Source organism: Cyanobium sp. L1E-Cus (assembly GCF_024345755.1).
Classification (GTDB): domain Bacteria; phylum Cyanobacteriota; class Cyanobacteriia; order PCC-6307; family Cyanobiaceae; genus Cyanobium_A; species Cyanobium_A usitatum.
Map to the genome: position 1 here is coordinate 165,782 of NZ_JAGQBS010000004.1, position 16,867 is coordinate 182,648.

Genomic DNA, 16,867 nt, shown 5'->3' on the forward strand with positions numbered 1-16,867 from the left:
TCCGCCCGTCGAATGGAATATCTGAAAAGGTGCTGACCAGTTCGCAGCGCGAACTAGCCCGCAGAGGAAAAGAGTTGGGGCTCAGGCCAATGGCTCGAGCCCCGGAAGGGCTGGGATCAGCGTCCTTCGAAAACCACGAAGCAGGAACCCTGGCTTTGGGTATAAGCGTCGTAGCCCACCAAGCGAACGTGGTGGTCGGGATAGGCGCGGTGACAAGCCTCAAGCTCATTCACGATCACACCCAGATCCTTCTCGCCGAAGAAGGGCAGCTTCCAATAGGACCAATAGGTCGCCATGGAGTTGCTGGGATGGACATGCTCAACGAGCGGGCTCCAACCCTGGGCGATGATGTAAGCGATTTGGTCGTAGATCTCGTCCTGAGTCATCGGCGGTAGAAAGCCGAATGTCTCCAGGGTGGCGACTGTTTGATAGTCACCCACGGTGCTCTTGAAAGGCATGGGGATCCTTGTGTGGATGGAATGTTTGAACCTTATATGAAAGGCTCTTAATCTCGTTCGTAGAGATTAGTTTAATCTCTAGATCTGAATCTTCCGTTCTGGGAGGTGAGTAGGCAAGTTGCCTGACCCACTCACCATCTCAGACTGACGATTTCAGGTGTCGAGCTTGTCGACGGTGTCGAACTCGAACTTGATTTCCTTCCAGGTCTCCAGGGCGATGGCTAGCTCAGGGCTGTGCTTCGCTGCTTCCAGAAGGATGTCGCGGCCTTCGCGCTCGATTTCACGACCGGCGTTACGGGCTTTGACGCAGGCCTCGAGAGCCACGCGGTTAGCAGCAGCACCAGCAGCTGAGCCCCAGGGGTGACCGTGGGTACCACCACCGAACTGCAGCACCGAGTCGTCGCCAAAAATGGCAACCAGTGCGGGCATGTGCCAGCAGTGGATACCGCCGGAGGCCACGGCGAACACGCCGCCCATGGAGCCCCAATCTTGGTCGAAGAAGTTGCCGCGGCTGCGATCTTCGGGGACGAAGGATTCGCGCAGTTGGTCGATATAGCCGAGGGTCGACTGGCGGTCACCCTCCAGCTTGCCGACCACCGTGCCGGTGTGCAGCTGGTCACCACCGGAGAGACGCAGGCACTTTGCCAGCACTCGGAAGTGAATACCGTGCTTGGGATGGCGGTCAATCACAGCGTGCATGGCACGGTGAATGTGCAGCAACATGCCGTTCTTGCGGCACCACTTGGCAAGACCGGTATTAGCGGTGAAGCCACCAGTGATGTAGTCGTGCATGATGATGGGCTGGCCCAGTTCTTTAGCGAACTCGGCGCGCTCATACATCTCTTCAGGAGTTGCAGCGGTGCAGTTGAGGTAGTGCCCCTTCTTCTCGCCTGTTTCCTGCTGAGCCAAGTTGGTAGCTTCAGCAACGAACTCGAAACGGTTCTGCCAGCGCTGGAAAGGCTGGGAGTTGATGTTTTCGTCGTCCTTGGTGAAGTCCAGACCGCCGCGTAGGCACTCATAGACAACCCGGCCGTAGTTCTTACCGCTCAGGCCGAGCTTCGGCTTGATGGTGCAGCCCAGGAGAGGACGGCCGTACTTGTTCATACGGTCGCGCTCAACCACGATGCCGTTCGGGGGACCCATGCAGGTCTTGATGAACGCCATCGGGAAGCGGATGTCTTCCAGACGCAGGTGGCGCAGGGCCTTGAAGCCGAACACGTTGCCGACCAAGGAGGTCAGCACATTGGTGATGGAGCCTTCTTCGAACAGGTCGAGGGGATAGGCGATGAAGGCATAGAAGGCTTCCTTGTCGCCAGGAACGTCTTCGATGCGGTAGCAGCGGCCTTTGTAAAAGTCGAGGTCGGTGAGGAGCTCGGACCACACGGCGGACCAGGTGCCGGTTGAGGATTCAGCGGCCACAGCAGCGGCAACCTCTTCCCTGGGAACACCTTCTTGGCCGGTGCACTTGAAGCACGCCAGCAGGTCGGTGTCTAGGGGGATGTAATCAGGAGTCCAATAGGTGTCGCGGTACTCCTTGACCCCGGATTCGTACTTCTTGCTCATGGAGTTTCTCCGATTTGGGCGGGTAAGGGATTGAGATAGATCAACGCGTCAGGCGCTGAGCGACTCAGTCCTTTTGACCGGCGTAGTTGCCGTTGCCCAGGGCAGGCTCCACTTCGCGGTGGGGGCGCGCAATGATGTGCGCTGCCACAAGACCGTCGCCCACGCGCTCGCAGGCGTCGGCCCCGGCGCGCACAGCTGCGTTGACGGCGCCGGTTTCACCGCGCACCATCACGGTGACGTAACCGCCGCCGACGAATTCACGACCGATCAGGCGCACTTCGGCGGCCTTGGTCATGGCGTCAGCCGCCTCGATCGCGGGCACCAGCCCCCGAGTTTCGATCATGCCGAGGGCGATGCCCATGGATTCAGTTGCCATTACCTGCTCCTGGTGGAGGTGGGGTTGAATGTTCGCTCGCAACCATGGTCGGCAGCCAAACCCCCCGTCAAGCCATTCAGCCGGAACCGACCATCACTGTTGCGTCGCCTTTAGATAAGGCAGGCTGATCAGTGCATCACAAAACGTTAGGCAATGCTTGCCATTGCAGTGCTGGCAAGGGGTTCCAGCCCCACCAAACCCGTTTTGATCAAAATTTGCTTGCCCAGCATCTAGAGGGCCTCGGCGTCTGTGACGTACGCCACTCCGCCGTAGTAGGTCAAAAGGGGGCGCAGGGCAGCCCGCAGTGCATCCAGCAAATCCGCTTCGCAGAACACGATCACATGGGCATTGGCGCCTAGACCGCTGAATTCCATGCCCTCGGACACGGAGCCATGCGGACCCTTGCCGGTGACGTGCCTGACTACGGAGTAACCGGGCACACCCGCTATTTCCATTGCCTGGATCACCGCGTCCAACTCCCGCTCGCTGAGGATCAGTTCGAGGCGTTTCATTGATTTATCCGGCAGTGGGAAGCAAGGCCTTAATCATGGCCATGTAGAGGGGAATGCCAACAATGATGTTGAAGGGAAATGTGACTCCCAGCGCTGTAGATATATACAAACTGGGATTGGCCTGCGGCACTGTCATTCGCATCGCTGCTGGTACCGCGATGTAGGAGGCGCTAGCGCACAGCACCACAAACAGCAGAGCATTACCAGGTCCAAGGCCCAGACCTCGGGCGATCAGGGTGCCTACTAGGGCATTAAAAAGTGGCATCAACACCGAAAAGCCGATCAGAAAGGCTCCCGCTTGTCGTAAATCTCGGATCCGTTGGGCCGCAACGATCCCCATGTCCAACAGGAAGAAGCTGAGGGCTCCATAGAAAAGTTTGTCGGTGAATGGCAGCATTTTGTCGATGCTGGCTGGGCTGAAAGCTGCAACCAATAAGCCAATCGCCAGACTCCCTACCAGCAGAAATACCGAGCTATTTAAAAATGACTCCCGCAGCACGGAGCTCCAGCCCATCTTCGGCCCCGCTGCTTGCTGGGTGGGGGCTGCCAATTTGACCAGCAGCAGTCCCACAATGATGGCCGGCGATTCCATCAGGGCCAGGGCAGCCACCATGAAGCCATCGAAGGGCAGGTTCTGGGTTTCCAGAAAGCTCTCGGCGGTGATGAAGGTCACCGCGCTGATCGATCCGTAGGTGGCGGCAATGGCGGCAGCATTAAACCCATCCAGCCTGGTTTTAAGCACCAGATAGCTGTAGAGAGGCACCAGTAGCGACATCGCCATCGCGGCGGCGATCGTGGGCAGCACTTGGCCACCGAGACCGCTGTGCTCCAGCTCCAAGCCACCTTTGAATCCGATGGCGAGCAACAAATAGAGGGAGAACAGCTTTGGGATTGGGGCTGGAATTTCCAGATCCGATCCCACCAGTACGGCGGTCACGCCAAGGAAAAAAAACAGCACCGGTGGGCTGACCAGGTTCTGCAGAATCAGGCTTGGGTCCATCGGTCACCCCTGGAACCCAATCACGCGGGGGCCAAGGCGTTTACCAACCGTAGGTCTGCTGCAGGAAATAGACACCTCCTTGGGGGACAATGACTTGCCCCGATTCCTGCTGAATGCCGATCCTGGTCGTGGCCAGTGGCAACCCCCACAAGGTGGCCGAAATCGGCGCGATGCTTGAGCTGGTTGAGCTGGATGTCCTGCCCCAGCCGCCCGGTCTCGATATTGAAGAAACGGGAGCGACCTACCTCGCTAATGCCCGTCTCAAAGCCGAGGCTGTTGCCCGCATCACCGGCCACTGGGCCCTCGCCGACGACTCAGGCATCGAGGTGGATGCCCTGGATGGAGCTCCGGGTGTTTTTTCGGCCCGATACGCCCCCACCGACCACGAGCGGATTCACCGTCTGTTGAAAGAACTAGGCGACAGCCTTTATCGCGGAGCCAGCTTCCGCAGCGCCATGGCCCTGGCCGATCCATCCGGCACCACCAGGGCCGAGGCCGAGGGGATCTGCCGCGGCCAGATATTGCGCGCTCCCCAGGGTCATGGCCCTGGTTACGACAGCCTTTTTTATGTGCGCGAGGCAGGATGCTCCTACGCCCTGATGGGCACCCACCTCAAGGCCAAGCTCGGCAGCCGCGGCAAGGCAGCTCGGGCGCTTGCCCCGAAGTTGCTCCGCCTGCTGGAGCTGAGCAACTAATGCTCAATTGCCAATAACTCAATTGCCAGTAGCTCAATTGTCAGAGCAAGCCCCTGGGTCAGCTGGCCTTGTTGTTGATATGACTGATAGCCCGCATCGCGGCGGCGGCTGCCTCCTCCACATCACCCTCCCGCCCCGCCAGGGTTAGACGGCCAAAGGCGCCCACGGCTTTCACGTCCACCACAGTGATGTTGGAAGCCTTTTCTGCCTCATTGGCTGCGATCAGCACGTAACCGGCGGGCTCGGTTTCCAGGATGAACATGCTCATCCCCGCTTGAATCATCGATCCGCGCCGGTTCTGGCGATTGATCAGCACGGCGTGGTCTGGGGTGATCGCTCGGATGATCTCGGTCCAGCTGACCTCGCAACGGCTGCGGAGCTCCACCCGGCTGCCGATGGCCTCAAGCACCACGTCGCCGGAGTGGAGGACGTTGCTCTGATCGCGGTGGTAGAGCGCCAAGGAGCCGAAGGCCCGCTCCACGATCATCTGGCCAAGCCGCACCGTGCTGGCCTTGAGGGCAATGTCGGTGACCCGGTGCACAGCCATGCCCGGAGATACCTCCAGCCACAAGCAGGCGTCACCGGGAATGGGCAGGAAGCCCTGGCTAACCGTGCCCATGTAGGCAGCTAGCTGGGGCTGCAGCGAATCAAGAAATACGTATGTGCGCAGCTCAATCGACTGCACATGGCTGGATTGGCGTGCCAGCCGGGAGCCCTCACTGTCGGTGGTAATCACACAACTGGCGCCTGAACTGTCGCTGCCCACCCGGGTGCCAGTGATCTGGGTGCCGCCACTGGAGCTTGAGCCAAGCGCCATCTCCCGACGCCGGCGCAGCGCCAGTTCGTCTCGGGAGGGAAGGCGGGATGGCAAGGGAAAATCCTTCGAACAGCTAGCCCTCACATCGGCATTGCTGCGGCTGGATCTTAACCCTGAAGCCCCCTGCCCCTTGCCCATCGCGGCTGAGCCGGTACCGTCCGGCCAACGTTCAGGGGACGTCCATGGCCACCCGCCGCACCGCTTCTAGCTCCACTCGCAGTCAGGCTGCCCAGGCCGAACCCATGCCCGCTGGAGACACTGTCAACAGTGCTTCGATGCCTGAATGGATGGCCCAGGCAGCAGCCCAGGGAGTCAAGCCGGAGCAAGCACTGGCTTTCATCGGTATGGGATTGATGCAGAAGATGGCCGGTTCGGCCCACGACCTGCCCTGGCTTTGGTCTGAGGCCGAAGACGGTGGCCAGGCCGATCTGGCTGCTTTGCGGCAACGCCTCGAGCTCACCCAGCTGGCCGTCCAGACCGGGGCACCCCTCAGCACTTCCGAGGTGAGTCAGCTGCTTGGTGCCCGCCCCACCAGTGAAACGGTTGAGCGAGGCGGCCTCAAGGCCCGCCGCCTTAGCCGCAACGTCTGGAAATTGAGCCTCGCTGAAGAAGCATCCAGCCGCAGCGACGATGCCTTCCGCCGCCGCTTTTAGGCCGGCGTCAGCCCCACCAGCTTCATTGATTCCTCCCACAAGGTCTGCGCCGTTTCGGGGTTGCTGGCCTTGTCGGAGAGCTCCTGGCTGAATTGCCGTCCCCCTTTGGTTTGGCGGTTGCCCCAGCTCCAGTGCACACCTGAGGCGGAAAAATCTGGATCGGCCACCACCTGGCCAACCCGCTCTCCTGCCAATGCCTGGCTTACATATCCGCCGGTGATATTTTTCTGGAACCAAGGGAAAATTGTCTGAAACGCCCGCGGCGTGTTGCGGAAAAGGGGCGAGTCGGCAACGCAGCCTGGGTATAGCGAGCTGAAAACGATGCCGGTGCTTTCGTGCAGACGACGATGCAGCTCCTGGGTCGTGATCATGTTGCAGAGCTTGCTGTCTTTGTAGGCCTTGCCAGGTTTGAAGGCCTTGCCGTTGGCCATGGCGATAGGGGCCTTAAATCCGGCCTTGAAGCCGGCACAGTCGCCCAGGTCCGCTGGAGCTGGGATCGGAATCTTGCCGCCCAGTTCCTTGGAGTTGGCCGTCACGGTGCCAAGAATCACCACCCGCCGCGAGGGGTGGCTTGAGCGCTGCAAGTCGCCCAGCAGTAGCTGAATCAGTAAAAAGTGCCCCAGGTGATTGGTGGCCATCGATATTTCGTAGCCCTGCGGGGAGCGCTCGGGCTGCTTTAGCCGCGGTTTGTAGACAGCCGCATTGATCACCAGGGCATCCAAGGGGCGTCCCAGGGACGCCACCAAAGTTTCGACTCCCACCCGAACGCTGTCGAGATCGCCGAGGTCAAAACGCAGATGACTGAGCTGATCTGCAGGAATCCCCAGGCTGGCTGCGGCAGCAGCGGCTTTAACGGGATCACGGTTGGCCGTCACCACATGCCAGCCGCGTTTGGCGAGGGCACTTACGGCATTGAGGCCCACCCCTGAGGTAGTGCCGGTGATCAAAACCGTTCCGGCGGCTGCTGTTGCGGCCATCAAGTGAATTGAGACAGGGGCCCCAACCTACGGGGTGGACTGCTGCCAAACCACCCGCAGGCGATTGGGGGCAATCCACTGATTTTGCTCGCGGATCAGCCGCTGCTCCCCTTCCACCATGAACAGATGGTCAAAGCGTTCGCGTGCTTTGGAGAGTTTGGCCCGTTCAAGGCCGAGCACCGCCGAGAGCTCACCCTGGCGCTCCATCCGCTCCTGATAAGCGGTGGCAAGTCGTACCAGGCTGACGCCAGCGACCACAACAAGGCCAACCTTGAGAGCCAGGCCGATCACGCTGCAGAGAAATTCTTGCCGCTCACTTGAGAGGGCTTGAAGTGCGGCTGCTTCACCGCCAGTAATTATCTGGGGATCAGGCTGGGACGCCGGATTTGGGAGCGACGCTGGCTTGCGGAGGGAAGCAGGCCTGGAATCCGCACCAGAAAGCGGCTTTCTTTCTCGCCGCAAGGGCAGATTTTGCCTGGCCTGATAACTGGATGGGTGGAGAGGCGGCATGGGGGCAACGAGGGATAAAACCCCGCTGGGGCCTAGACGCTTTTAGCTAGCCAGGTGCATCTTGCCAAGGGGAAAGGCTTGCCAAGGAGCAACGGCCAGCTTCTCAGGCTTTGTAAAGGCTGAAGCAGAGGCGAACGGCTAGCACGCCCGCATGGGCGGCCACCACCAGGGCAATCAGCACTTCGGCCTGGCTGAGAGTGGAAACCATGGGAGGGCAGCAAGCAACTGGATTCGCCCCATTCTTTGCCCTTAGGTGGCTACGGTCCATCTTGTCCCGCCCTGCTGTCACAGCTCTTGATGGCCCCTGTGGAGATTTCCGAGAGCCAGATCCGCCAGTTGGATCTTGCAGCTCTCCAGCCCTGGTTCAGCCTTAGCCCTGATGCCCTTGTCCAGCAGGCTGGTTCCCTGGAGCTTCACTTCAATTGGCCCCGTGCCGACGACGACCCCCGGGAGCTGTCGGAAATTGCCGAGTTGCGGCTTTGGTCCCTGCGGGCCGATGCGGAAGCTCCCTGGCTGCCCCTGCTGCTGGAGCGTGGCGGCGGCCAACTCACCCGCCACGTGGCGATGGTGCTGCCCCACCAATTCAGCCGCACGGAGGGCATCCGTTTTGCCCCCGAGTCCCTGGAGCTTTGGATCACCCACAGGCTTTTCAGCCTTGACGCCTGGGCGCGCCTGCACGGTTTGAGTTGCCGTCAGGGCTTAGCCCAGATGGCTGCGGTGCTTGGCTACGAGCTAGACGGAGGCTTCTGGGCGCCACTTTCAGCCGGGGCGGCTCATTAGTAGTGCCAGGGCCCTGCGTCCGCTGTCGAGCGCAAGTATGAGAGTTAAAGCCCGCAGTAGCCACGTCAGCTGACCGTCGCTGACCCGATCCAGCCTGGCGGCCGACCAGCGTGCAGCAACAGCTGCTGTGCCTCCTAGGAGCATCCCGATCGGCAGCAGTGCTCGGCCATCCAGCAGGAAGGTGGTTGAGGCGACTGAGGCTGAGGTGAGCACCGCCAGGGTGCTGAAGCGGATTGCCAGGTGAATTGGCACCTTCATCAGCTGCACCATCAAGGGAACCATCACCAGGCCACCGCCGAGACCGAGCAAGCCGGTGGCCATACCTGCGACCATGCCAGTGGCTGTCAAACCCGCCAGCTTCAAGCTGTCGGTATCGATGGCAGCCTGCGCCGACGGGGGGCGAAAGCTCAAGGCCAGTCCTCCGTACATCAACGCCTGCATTGCGAGCAACATCCAGCCATGCAGCACCAGCCCAACCTGGCTGAACAGGCCTGCACCGAGGCCTGCACCCAGCACAATCGCCAAGCCCCCGCGCCAGGGAAGGCTGCGGTTGCGCAGGTGGGCCCAGGTGCCACCCATGGTGGTGGGCACGATCGCCAGGGTGCTGGTGGCCAGGGCCTGGTGCGGATCAAGTCCGGCTAGCAGCAATAGGGGGGAAAACACCAGCCCACCGCCGATGCCCAGCACTCCCGACAGCAGACCCGCCAGCAGGCCAAGGGGCAGATAGGGCAACAGGCTCCACAACATCCGGGCAACCTGGCGGAATGGATCACTCTCCAGCATCTCCCCTCCCAGCCATGCGGCTGCTGCCCAGCAGCTGCCATCCGGGAGCCAGGCAGATGGCGATAGACAGCCTGCTGCTGGACCAACGGGCACCGGCCTTTCGGCTCTACTCCTGGCAGCACCCGACCCTGTCGCTGGGGTTTCACCAGCGCTGCATAGAACCCCATTGGCAGGCGCTGGCAGCGGCGGGGGTGATCGATTTGGTGCGACGACCAAGTGGCGGCCGTGCCGTGCTCCACGCCGGAGAGCTCACCTACGCCCTGGTGTGGCCTGATCCCCCCCTATCGCGTCAGGAGACGTACGGCAGCGCTTGCGCCTGGCTTGTGAATTGCTTTGCCGGATTGGGACTGCCATTGCAGGCAGGCCGCCAGGCCGCCAGCCCACAACCGAGCAGCTGCTTTGCCACCAGTACGGCTGCGGATCTAGGGCACGCCAGCGGCGTCAAGCGGGTTGGCAGCGCCCAGCTCTGGCGCCGCGGCTGCCTGCTGCAGCACGGCTCGATTCTTTTGGAGCCACCCGCCGACTTATGGAAGCTTGTGTTTGGCGGGCCGCCACCCCAATTGCCAGTTCTGCCCATAGACCGCGCTGAGCTGGAGCTGCGTTTGATCCAAGCGGCCCAGGCTGAGCTGCCTGCGGCGGCGGGCGGTAACAGGACCATTCCCCTCAGCAGCGAGGAATGGGAACAGATTGCAGCGACCGAGGCCAATTACTGGCTGGCGTTGGCTGGCCCCTCCTCGCTTGCTTCACCAGAGGCCACCATGGACCGCACCACCTGGGCTAAGGCCAGGCCAAGTGGATAGGTGCCTTGGCGACGGGCGGCCTCAAGCATGGGAGCGGGTAGGCGCAGGCCCAATTTGGCAAGCACCGCCTCGCCGAGCTCGGGGCGTTCGATGGTGCCGCAGGGGAGGCCGGCTGGGCTTAGCACCAGCAGCCGGTTGCGGCCGCTGTCCTCGAGTTGCTGCACCGCTTGCCACAGCGGTGCCGACTCCCGGATGGAGGGCAGGCTCGAGAGGGGCTGGATGTGGTCGCCGATGCTGTCCGTATCCCAACGCTGCACTGGCAGTTGTTGCAGGGGCTTGTCGTCAATGAAGCCCTGCCAGCGGCCGCGATCGCAGACCAGCAGCCAGTCGCCTTGGTCGACCTCGCTGGCTTGGGAGACACGCATCTGGCTCAGTTCCCGTAACCGACCTGCCGCCTCAAGCACCCGAAATCGCCGCCCAGCCGCATCCCGTACTTTTAGTTCGTTGAGGGTTTGCTGTAAGGCGAGCATTTGGCGCTGATTGCGCGAGGCCCCAAGTCCAAACCAGCCCAGCAGCATCAACCAGGCGCCGCTGAGGCCCCCTCCGCGCAGCAGCACCACGGTGCCCATGCCAATGGCAAGCAGGGAAAGGAAGCGCCCACAGCTGTTAGCAACCTCCACGCCGCGCCGCTGGCTACCGCTGGCCTGCCACACCAGGGCCTTCACAATCAAGCCCCCATCTAGTGGTAGGCCTGGCAGCAGGTTGAACAGGGCCAGCACCATGTTGAGGGTGCCCAGTTCTGAAACCATGGCGCCCAGCAGGGGGGAGAGATGGGCGGCTGGATGGGTCGCGGCCAGCAGGCCCACGCCCAGTACCAGGCTTACGGCAGGGCCAGCAGCTGCCACCAGCAGGGCGCCGCGGGCGGTGCTGCACTCGCGCTCCACGCTGGCCACGCCGCCGAGCAGGAACAAGGTGATGCTGCGCACCTCAACCCCCTGGGCCAGGGCCACCAGGGAGTGGCCCAATTCGTGTAGGAGCACCGAAACGAACAGCAACATTGCCGTAACCAGCCCCAGGCCCCAGAGCACCGGGGCACTCATCGGATCTTTGAGGGTGAGGCTGTATTGCTGTTGGAAGGCCGCGGTGGCAAGCACCAAGATCACAAACCAACTGGGGTGGATCCGTAGGGGGATGCCCCGAATTTTGAAAATTTGCCAGCCTTCTCCCACTGCCCTCTGTCTTGGTGTCTGATCCTAGAAAGGGGTGACAGCCTTTGCCCTCGCCATGGCATCCCCCCTGCTGAAGATCTGTGGGTTGCGGGAAACGGACCAGGCCGCAGCGGTGGCCCAACTGGGGGTGGATGCGATCGGCGTGATCGGGGTGCCGGGCTCGCCTCGCTTCCTTGAGGCTGAACACCGGCCGGCGCTTTTTGGGGCGATGCGGGCCGCGGCGCCTGGCTGCCGCGGTGTGCTGGTGGTGGCCGATCCGCTCGAGCAGCAGTGGGCCCAACTAGAGCTGGGACAGGGTCATGATGTGGTGCAGTTGCACGGCTCAGAAACACCCCAGCTCTGCGGCCAGCTGCGCTCCCGCTTGGGCTGTGAGATCTGGAAAGCCCTGAGGATTCGCAGGCCAGAAGATCTGCAGCGGGCCGTTGACTACGCCCTGGTGGTGGATGCCTTGCTTCTCGATGCCTGGGTGCCCGACCAGTTGGGCGGTACCGGCCACCGCATTCCGATTGAGTGGCTGCAGGGTTTTACGCCAGTTCTTCCCTGGTGGCTGGCGGGGGGCATTCGGGCCGACCGGGTGCCGGGAGTGCTTACCCAGCTGCGCCCCACAGGCCTCGATGCCTCCAGCGGCGTGGAGCGAAGCCCAGGCAATAAGGATCTCGATCAGGTTGCAGCACTAGTGGCTGCGGTACGGGTTGCTGGCCTCCCTGGGCCTTCCCAGTCAAGATCGGTGGGTCTTGCCCCTTCTTGATGGGTTTGTTTCGTACATCTGCGCTTCTTCGTCCATCCCTCTGGGCCCTGGCGTTGACCATTGGCTCAGGTTTAGGACTAGGCCCGCTGGCACCGGTACGGGCCCAGGACCTAGTGGGCTGCCAGCTGGTGGATGGCCAGCTTTCCTGCGTACCAGGGGTGAGTGCCGACCCCCAGTCCCAGATCCGTGCCCTGCGCCAGCAGATCAATACGGATCTGCAACAGGAGAGTGCAGTTCAGCAGCAAATCGATGGTTTGCAGCAGCTGGTGCTCCAGGGTGAAGCCGTGCAGGGGGCAGTACTACAGGCCACGGCCTTAGCCGACGTATTGGCCGCATTGCCACCCTCAGCGTTTCATTGGTACCGACGTAGCCCTGGTGCCAACCAGTGGCTGCTGATTGACGGCGCAACAGGGCCCAGCTACGTATTGCAGCTTCAAGACGTTTCAGCCCAGGTAATGGTGGTGATATCAGTGCCAGCCCAAGGTGGTGGTTCTAGCCGGCAGGCTTCGCCGGCCATTGGACCAATTGGCAGCAAACCCTGAGGTTGATTTTCGGGGAGGTTGGTCTTCGGGGAGGTTGGTTTTCGGGGGAAGGTGACTTTCTACCTAAAGCTTTCGCTCTAGGTAGAAAGCATGCACTCCTGCTGCTTAACCAGCTCGAAAAATTCAGCCTTAAGGCTTGGATCTATACGGAAATCTCCCCGAACCACAGAATTGACCATGCTGGTTTGGGGCTCCTTCACACCACGCCACTTCATGCAGTAGTGCTGGGCTTTTACCAAAATTGCCAGACCTTGGGGCTCGCAAAGACGCTCGATCTCGTCGGCCAAGATCATTACAGCCTCTTCCTGAATATGGGGCCTTGAGAATACCCAATCGGCAACTCTAGAGAACTTGGATAGGCCAATTACCCGATCGCCGGGCTTGATACCAATCCAGCAATTGCCCAAAATGGGCACTAAGTGGTGTGAGCAGGCGGAACGAACGGTAATGGGACCAACGGTATAAATTTCATCCAGCTTTTTAACATTTGGAAAGCTGGCGATCTTGGGCTGCTCGTGATAGCGCCCCTTAAAGACTTCGTGCAGGTACATCCTGGCGACACGCTCAGCTGTCTCCTCGGTGTTGTGATCTTTGTCTATATCGATGACAAGACTACGGAGCAATTCGCGAACCTTGCCCGCCACCTCAATCTCCAACTGCTCGAGCTCACCATCGCGCAGATGGTCAGAAATGTTGTCGTTTGCGAGGTAAGCAACTCCTGCAGCGTCAAGACGCTCACGGATTCGCAGACTTATGGGCAAGGGAGCTGAATCGGGTGTAATGGAGAGCGAAGGAATGCTGGACGGCAGGGTGGAAGTCATAGGGGGGCTCAAAGCGCGCCGGCGGCCGGCATGAGGGTGAGATCTTCCACCACTGAGGTGGCTGGCTGTTGGGCCAAGTACAGCAGGGCTTCAGATGCCCTTTCAACGTTAAGCATGGCACGGCGATCGAACGTACTGTGGACGTTTTCGCTCTCCCAGAGAGGCGTATTCACCGCACCTAGGGTAAGGGTGCTTACCCGTATGCCAAAGGGGCGTTCTTCGACTGCAAGGCATCGACTAAGGGAGAGGAGAGCGGCCTTGCTAACGCAGTAAGCGCCCCAGTCGGGGAAGGCTTGGTGGGCTGCATGGCTGTTCAGATTGATGATATGTCCGCCGCCAGCCTGCCTGAGTCTTGGAAGCAGCGACTGGCACACCTGAAATACAGCAGTGAGATTGAGCTGCATCAACAGTTGCCATTGCTCCAGGGGCATCTCTGCCAAGGAGCCTGTATAGGCAACGCCGGCATTGTTAATTACAACAGTAGGTGTGAGGCCTCGGCTGCAGAGGTCTTCCAGTCCGGGAGCAATAGTGGCAGGCTCGGCGAGATCGAGGCCGATGGATTCGATTCTCCTGCCAGTGGGCTTTAGATCCGTCGCAAGCGAATCGAGATCGGCAGTAGTCCTGGCTAGCAGAAGTAAATCGTAGCCGGCAGCGGCAAACTTTTGGGCTGCTGCTGCACCTATGCCTCGCGAGGCGCCGGTGATCAGAGCAACAGGTGCTGAATCAGGCAAAGGCAGGCTCTGGGAGGCAACGGGACCTGAAGCAAATCTTAAGAGCTGGGGGAAGGAATTGGGGACTCGCTGTCGAGCACCCTTCCCATGCGGCGGAATTTGGCGTAGCGCTGCTCGATCAATTGGGATTCACTTAGGCCCTGCAGTTCGCTGAGTTGCTCCAGCAGGGCAGATTTCAGGGTCTCAGCGGCCTGGAGAGGAGCCGAGTGGTTGCCGCCGGCAGGCTCGGGCAACACCAGGTCAACGATGCCGAGCTTGAGCAGATCAGGGCCTGTGATCTTGAGAGCCTCAGCGGCAGTGGAGGCCTTGCCTGCGTCCCGCCACAGGATCGAGGCGCAGGCTTCTGGGCTGGCCACTGTGTAAACGCTGTGCTCGAACATCAGCAGCCGGTCGGCTATGCCGATGCCCAGGGCGCCACCAGATCCGCCTTCGCCGATCACCGTGGCAAGGATCGGCACCCGCAGCCGGAACATCTCACGCAGATTGACGGCGATCGCTTCACCCTGCCCCTGCTCCTCGGCCAGCACCCCCGCGTAGGCCCCCGGCGTATCGATGAAACTCAAGATCGGCAGGCGAAAGCGATCGGCATGCTCCATCAGCCGCATCGCCTTGCGATAGCCCCCTGGGGATGCCATGCCGAAGTTGCGGGCGACATTCTCCTTGGTGTCGCGGCCTTTTTGATGTCCGAGCAGCACCACACCCTGCTCACCGATCCTGCCAACCCCACCCACTAGGGCCCGGTCGTCACTGCCACGGCGGTCGCCATGCAGCTCCAGCCACTCATCAGTAATCACCTGGATGTAGTCCAGGGTGCTGGGCCGCTGGGGGTGGCGGGCCACCTGGATCTTCTGGGAGGGCGTCAGGGCATCGAAGATGTCTTTGCGACGTCTGGTGGCCAGGGTCTCGAGCTGCAGCAGCTGCTGACTCACATCCACCTCCGAGTCGCGTGCCAACTGGCGGATCTGCTCGATCTGCTCTTCGAGCTCAACGAGGGGTTTTTCGAACTCCAGCAAGGCGCGGCGGGCCATGGCGGGGATGGGCAAGGGGACTAAAGGTATTCAGGCAGTAGTCAGGGCCGGGGTGGGATCGATCTGGGCGGACAGCCCCAGGGCCTGGAAGCCATGGCGCAGGGAGGCGGCACCAATCAGATCCATCTTGTCGAGGCTGATGTTGTTGCGCCCCCAGCTGAAGTTGGTGTGGATACCTTCGAACTCCAGCAGGATGGCCTCGGCGAAACAGGCAAACATCTGACGTTTGGGGTTGTCCATTTCAGCCATTTCCATCATTTGCCAGGTGATGTCGCTGAAAAACTCAACGATGCCGCCCTTCAATACATGGATGCCGTTGCCACTGGCCTTGGTGTCTAGGTTTTTCGGGTAGCCGCCGTCGATCATCAGGCAGGGCGACTTAAGACTGGCCGCATCAATGCTCAGCGTTTGGGGCAAGCTGGCCACCCACACCACTACATCGGCTTCCGGTAGGGCCTCCTCCAGCTTGAGGATCCGGCCGCCGCCAAGCTCCTGCTGTAGGTCCAGCAAGGGTTGGGCCTGGCGGGCGACCAGTAAGAGCTCCTTGACTCCAGTGCGCTGACTCAGCCAGCGGCATACAGCGCTGCCGATATCACCGGTAGCCCCAATGACTGCGACCCGGGCCTGGCTCAGATCAATACCGAGCTTGGGGGCATTGGTTTCCACCTGGCGACAAATCACCCAGGCGGTGTGGGTATTTCCGGTGGTGAATCGCTCCCATTCCAAGGTGGTGGAACGGATTTGCTGCTCCTTGAGCAGGTTGAAATTTTCAAAAATGATCGAGGTAAAACCGCCCAAAGCGGTGATATCGATACCATTTTTTTGGGCCAGCTCCATAGCGCTTAGCACCTTGCGGCGAGCGGTTTTAAACCGACTCAGCATTTCTGGCACGAAGCAGGAGTCGATGTATGCCCCTTCTATGGTCTTGCCTGTGGCGCTGGTCACCTGAAGATGCTCCACCAATTGGGGCGGGGCACTACACCAAACGTCGAGGTCACCTTCGGCAAACTCTTCAAAGCCAAGAGTGCGAGCCTTGTCACGGGCAGCCTCGAAGCTTGTGGAGTGACCGATCAGGCCGAACATGGGCAACCCCAGGGGATGTCGCGGACGCTACATCTTGCCACGACACCCCTGGCAGGAGGCTTCAGCCGATCAATGCAGCAGCTGCCATTTTGGCGATCTCCCTGGAAGTGAAGCCAACTTCGAGCAGAGCCTCTTGGTAGGAGGTGAGGAAATCGGCCATCAAATCCTCCTGGTCCATTTGCAGAACAGCCGCGTCGCCAGCGACCTGCTCAAGCATCTTGCGCACCAGAGGCAGATTCTCACGGTTTGCCTGCTCCAGCTCCCCTCGCACCGTTTCGAGGTTGGCTTTCAGCCATTCCTGACCGTAATTAAGGTGAGTGTACTCATCTTTGACTACCCCTTCGGTAATCTTACGCGCGAATGGATCGGCCACAGGAATATAGATGTGATAGGCCGAAATTGCAAAGGCCTCAATCAGAATGGCCTGAATCAAAAGACAGGTTGTGACCTTGCCTTCAGCTAAAGCCTTCTGAAAGTTGTTGTGCAGGGGAGAGAAGAACTCCTTAGCAAACGGCATGTCAGCAGTGACGCCGAGGTTGTTGGCGCAAGCTGTGAAGCCCTTCATGTGCTTCAGCTCCATGCGGGCCAACTTGGTGAGCTCCTCAGCTTGGTCGGGGAGAAGCCCACCAATAGAGATGTAATTGTCGTGAGCTTCCTGCTCACCTTCGATCACGATCGCGTTGATGCGGCTGTAGGCGTCCTTGTAGGTGTCTGTGCTGAAGTCGGGCAGTTGGTCGGATGGGAACGCCTCAGTGACATTCTCAGTCACATTGTCAGTGACGTTGGTAGGAGCAAGAGTTGCCATGGCAGCCGCGCTGTTG

22 protein-coding genes are annotated in these 16,867 nt (G+C 60.6%); 6 read left to right on the top strand and 16 right to left on the bottom strand.

Annotated elements, in window-relative coordinates; all coding sequences use genetic code 11:
- Window positions 1-116: 116 nt before the first annotated feature.
- From KBZ22_RS05440 to KBZ22_RS05460, 5 genes are all read right to left on the bottom strand, one after another.
- The gene (locus KBZ22_RS05440; RefSeq protein ID WP_254941125.1) at window positions 117-458 is read right to left on the bottom strand and encodes a ribulose bisphosphate carboxylase small subunit; all 342 of its coding nucleotides are present in this window, start codon (window positions 456-458) and stop codon (window positions 117-119) included.
- 153 nt (window positions 459-611) lie between these two features.
- On the bottom strand, window positions 612-2,021 hold the full coding sequence (locus tag KBZ22_RS05445; protein WP_254997356.1) for a form I ribulose bisphosphate carboxylase large subunit: 1,410 nt from the start codon (window positions 2,019-2,021) through the stop codon (window positions 612-614).
- Between the two features lie 64 nt (window positions 2,022-2,085).
- Window positions 2,086-2,397: a BMC domain-containing protein gene (locus tag KBZ22_RS05450; RefSeq protein WP_106502566.1), complete on the bottom strand. Its 312-nt coding sequence runs from the start codon at window positions 2,395-2,397 to the stop codon at window positions 2,086-2,088.
- A 230-nt stretch (window positions 2,398-2,627) separates the two neighbouring features.
- Window positions 2,628-2,909 (bottom strand): P-II family nitrogen regulator, encoded by a 282-nt coding sequence (locus KBZ22_RS05455; RefSeq protein ID WP_106502474.1) that lies wholly within the window; start codon window positions 2,907-2,909, stop codon window positions 2,628-2,630.
- A gap of 4 nt (window positions 2,910-2,913) precedes the next feature.
- Complete coding sequence (locus KBZ22_RS05460) at window positions 2,914-3,909, bottom strand: sodium-dependent bicarbonate transport family permease (RefSeq protein ID WP_254997354.1); 996 nt, start codon at window positions 3,907-3,909, stop codon at window positions 2,914-2,916.
- 113 nt (window positions 3,910-4,022) lie between these two features.
- Between KBZ22_RS05460 and KBZ22_RS05465 the strand changes: the two genes are divergently transcribed.
- Window positions 4,023-4,604, top strand: a complete 582-nt coding sequence (locus tag KBZ22_RS05465) for a non-canonical purine NTP pyrophosphatase (RefSeq protein ID WP_255021326.1) — start codon at window positions 4,023-4,025, stop codon at window positions 4,602-4,604.
- 58 nt (window positions 4,605-4,662) lie between these two features.
- Here the strand turns inward: KBZ22_RS05465 and KBZ22_RS05470 are convergent, their stop codons facing one another.
- Window positions 4,663-5,421 (bottom strand): BMC domain-containing protein, encoded by a 759-nt coding sequence (locus KBZ22_RS05470; protein WP_106502471.1) that lies wholly within the window; start codon window positions 5,419-5,421, stop codon window positions 4,663-4,665.
- A gap of 182 nt (window positions 5,422-5,603) precedes the next feature.
- Between KBZ22_RS05470 and KBZ22_RS05475 the strand changes: the two genes are divergently transcribed.
- On the top strand, window positions 5,604-6,074 hold the full coding sequence (locus tag KBZ22_RS05475; RefSeq protein ID WP_396111710.1) for a hypothetical protein: 471 nt from the start codon (window positions 5,604-5,606) through the stop codon (window positions 6,072-6,074).
- On the opposite strand, the gene KBZ22_RS05480 is transcribed toward KBZ22_RS05475, so the two are convergent.
- The 3 genes from KBZ22_RS05480 to psaM all read right to left on the bottom strand — a co-directional run bounded on the left by KBZ22_RS05480 (window position 6,071) and on the right by psaM (window position 7,769).
- Entirely contained in the window at window positions 6,071-7,051 is a 981-nt protein-coding gene (locus tag KBZ22_RS05480) for a protochlorophyllide reductase (protein ID WP_255021327.1), read from the bottom strand. The two genes, KBZ22_RS05475 and KBZ22_RS05480, sit on opposite strands and share 4 nt — an antisense overlap.
- A gap of 27 nt (window positions 7,052-7,078) precedes the next feature.
- Window positions 7,079-7,342 (bottom strand): hypothetical protein, encoded by a 264-nt coding sequence (locus KBZ22_RS05485; RefSeq protein ID WP_255018251.1) that lies wholly within the window; start codon window positions 7,340-7,342, stop codon window positions 7,079-7,081.
- A 322-nt stretch (window positions 7,343-7,664) separates the two neighbouring features.
- Window positions 7,665-7,769, bottom strand: a complete 105-nt coding sequence (psaM, locus tag KBZ22_RS05490; protein ID WP_106502470.1) for a photosystem I reaction center subunit XII — start codon at window positions 7,767-7,769, stop codon at window positions 7,665-7,667.
- Between the two features lie 89 nt (window positions 7,770-7,858).
- Here psaM and KBZ22_RS05495 point away from each other — a divergent pair, with 89 nt between their 5' ends.
- Entirely contained in the window at window positions 7,859-8,341 is a 483-nt protein-coding gene (locus KBZ22_RS05495; RefSeq protein WP_255018252.1) for a CRR6 family NdhI maturation factor, read from the top strand.
- On the opposite strand, the gene KBZ22_RS05500 is transcribed toward KBZ22_RS05495, so the two are convergent.
- A complete protein-coding gene (locus KBZ22_RS05500; protein WP_255021328.1) occupies window positions 8,321-9,124 on the bottom strand; it encodes a sulfite exporter TauE/SafE family protein in 804 nt (267 codons plus the stop codon). The two genes, KBZ22_RS05495 and KBZ22_RS05500, sit on opposite strands and share 21 nt — an antisense overlap.
- A gap of 14 nt (window positions 9,125-9,138) precedes the next feature.
- On the opposite strand from KBZ22_RS05500, the gene KBZ22_RS05505 reads away from it, so the two are divergent.
- Window positions 9,139-9,924 (top strand): lipoyl protein ligase domain-containing protein, encoded by a 786-nt coding sequence (locus KBZ22_RS05505; protein ID WP_255021329.1) that lies wholly within the window; start codon window positions 9,139-9,141, stop codon window positions 9,922-9,924.
- Here KBZ22_RS05505 and KBZ22_RS05510 read toward each other — a convergent pair.
- Window positions 9,831-11,093 carry a site-2 protease family protein gene (locus KBZ22_RS05510; RefSeq protein ID WP_255021330.1) on the bottom strand — a complete coding sequence of 421 codons (1,263 nt, stop codon included), beginning with the start codon at window positions 11,091-11,093 and terminating at the stop codon, window positions 9,831-9,833. The two genes, KBZ22_RS05505 and KBZ22_RS05510, sit on opposite strands and share 94 nt — an antisense overlap.
- Window positions 11,094-11,148: 55 nt before the next feature.
- Here KBZ22_RS05510 and KBZ22_RS05515 point away from each other — a divergent pair, with 55 nt between their 5' ends.
- Both KBZ22_RS05515 and KBZ22_RS05520 read left to right on the top strand, forming a co-directional pair.
- Complete coding sequence (locus KBZ22_RS05515; protein ID WP_255021331.1) at window positions 11,149-11,841, top strand: phosphoribosylanthranilate isomerase; 693 nt, start codon at window positions 11,149-11,151, stop codon at window positions 11,839-11,841.
- A gap of 53 nt (window positions 11,842-11,894) precedes the next feature.
- On the top strand, window positions 11,895-12,383 hold the full coding sequence (locus tag KBZ22_RS05520) for a hypothetical protein (protein WP_255021332.1): 489 nt from the start codon (window positions 11,895-11,897) through the stop codon (window positions 12,381-12,383).
- 77 nt (window positions 12,384-12,460) lie between these two features.
- On the opposite strand, the gene folE is transcribed toward KBZ22_RS05520, so the two are convergent.
- From folE to KBZ22_RS05545, 5 genes are all read right to left on the bottom strand, one after another.
- The gene (folE, locus tag KBZ22_RS05525) at window positions 12,461-13,204 is read right to left on the bottom strand and encodes a GTP cyclohydrolase I (protein ID WP_255021333.1); all 744 of its coding nucleotides are present in this window, start codon (window positions 13,202-13,204) and stop codon (window positions 12,461-12,463) included.
- 8 nt (window positions 13,205-13,212) lie between these two features.
- Entirely contained in the window at window positions 13,213-13,935 is a 723-nt protein-coding gene (locus tag KBZ22_RS05530) for an SDR family oxidoreductase (RefSeq protein WP_255021334.1), read from the bottom strand.
- A 38-nt stretch (window positions 13,936-13,973) separates the two neighbouring features.
- Window positions 13,974-14,963, bottom strand: a complete 990-nt coding sequence (locus tag KBZ22_RS05535) for an acetyl-CoA carboxylase carboxyltransferase subunit alpha (protein ID WP_255021335.1) — start codon at window positions 14,961-14,963, stop codon at window positions 13,974-13,976.
- Window positions 14,964-14,993: 30 nt separating this feature from the next.
- On the bottom strand, window positions 14,994-16,046 hold the full coding sequence (locus KBZ22_RS05540; protein WP_255021336.1) for a long-chain acyl-[acyl-carrier-protein] reductase: 1,053 nt from the start codon (window positions 16,044-16,046) through the stop codon (window positions 14,994-14,996).
- Between the two features lie 61 nt (window positions 16,047-16,107).
- Window positions 16,108-16,851, bottom strand: a complete 744-nt coding sequence (locus tag KBZ22_RS05545; RefSeq protein ID WP_241518209.1) for an aldehyde oxygenase (deformylating) — start codon at window positions 16,849-16,851, stop codon at window positions 16,108-16,110.
- Window positions 16,852-16,867 lie beyond the last annotated feature (16 nt).

Excerpts from the sequence above, each read along its gene's own strand:
- KBZ22_RS05440 (WP_254941125.1), bottom strand. The coding sequence starts at position 458 with ATGCCTTTCAAGAGCACCGTGGGTGACTATCAAACAGTCGCCACCCTG.
- KBZ22_RS05445 (WP_254997356.1), bottom strand. The coding sequence starts at position 2,021 with ATGAGCAAGAAGTACGAATCCGGGGTCAAGGAGTACCGCGACACCTAT.
- KBZ22_RS05450 (WP_106502566.1), bottom strand. The coding sequence starts at position 2,397 with ATGGCAACTGAATCCATGGGCATCGCCCTCGGCATGATCGAAACTCGG.
- KBZ22_RS05455 (WP_106502474.1), bottom strand. The coding sequence starts at position 2,909 with ATGAAACGCCTCGAACTGATCCTCAGCGAGCGGGAGTTGGACGCGGTG.
- KBZ22_RS05460 (WP_254997354.1), bottom strand. The coding sequence starts at position 3,909 with ATGGACCCAAGCCTGATTCTGCAGAACCTGGTCAGCCCACCGGTGCTG.
- KBZ22_RS05465 (WP_255021326.1), top strand. The coding sequence starts at position 4,023 with ATGCCGATCCTGGTCGTGGCCAGTGGCAACCCCCACAAGGTGGCCGAA.
- KBZ22_RS05470 (WP_106502471.1), bottom strand. The coding sequence starts at position 5,421 with ATGGCGCTTGGCTCAAGCTCCAGTGGCGGCACCCAGATCACTGGCACC.
- KBZ22_RS05475 (WP_396111710.1), top strand. The coding sequence starts at position 5,604 with ATGGCCACCCGCCGCACCGCTTCTAGCTCCACTCGCAGTCAGGCTGCC.
- KBZ22_RS05480 (WP_255021327.1), bottom strand. The coding sequence starts at position 7,051 with ATGGCCGCAACAGCAGCCGCCGGAACGGTTTTGATCACCGGCACTACC.
- psaM (WP_106502470.1), bottom strand. The coding sequence starts at position 7,769 with ATGGTTTCCACTCTCAGCCAGGCCGAAGTGCTGATTGCCCTGGTGGTG.
- KBZ22_RS05495 (WP_255018252.1), top strand. The coding sequence starts at position 7,859 with ATGGCCCCTGTGGAGATTTCCGAGAGCCAGATCCGCCAGTTGGATCTT.
- KBZ22_RS05500 (WP_255021328.1), bottom strand. The coding sequence starts at position 9,124 with ATGCTGGAGAGTGATCCATTCCGCCAGGTTGCCCGGATGTTGTGGAGC.
- KBZ22_RS05505 (WP_255021329.1), top strand. The coding sequence starts at position 9,139 with ATGCGGCTGCTGCCCAGCAGCTGCCATCCGGGAGCCAGGCAGATGGCG.
- KBZ22_RS05515 (WP_255021331.1), top strand. The coding sequence starts at position 11,149 with ATGGCATCCCCCCTGCTGAAGATCTGTGGGTTGCGGGAAACGGACCAG.
- folE (WP_255021333.1), bottom strand. The coding sequence starts at position 13,204 with ATGACTTCCACCCTGCCGTCCAGCATTCCTTCGCTCTCCATTACACCC.
- KBZ22_RS05535 (WP_255021335.1), bottom strand. The coding sequence starts at position 14,963 with ATGGCCCGCCGCGCCTTGCTGGAGTTCGAAAAACCCCTCGTTGAGCTC.
- KBZ22_RS05540 (WP_255021336.1), bottom strand. The coding sequence starts at position 16,046 with ATGTTCGGCCTGATCGGTCACTCCACAAGCTTCGAGGCTGCCCGTGAC.
- KBZ22_RS05545 (WP_241518209.1), bottom strand. The coding sequence starts at position 16,851 with ATGGCAACTCTTGCTCCTACCAACGTCACTGACAATGTGACTGAGAAT.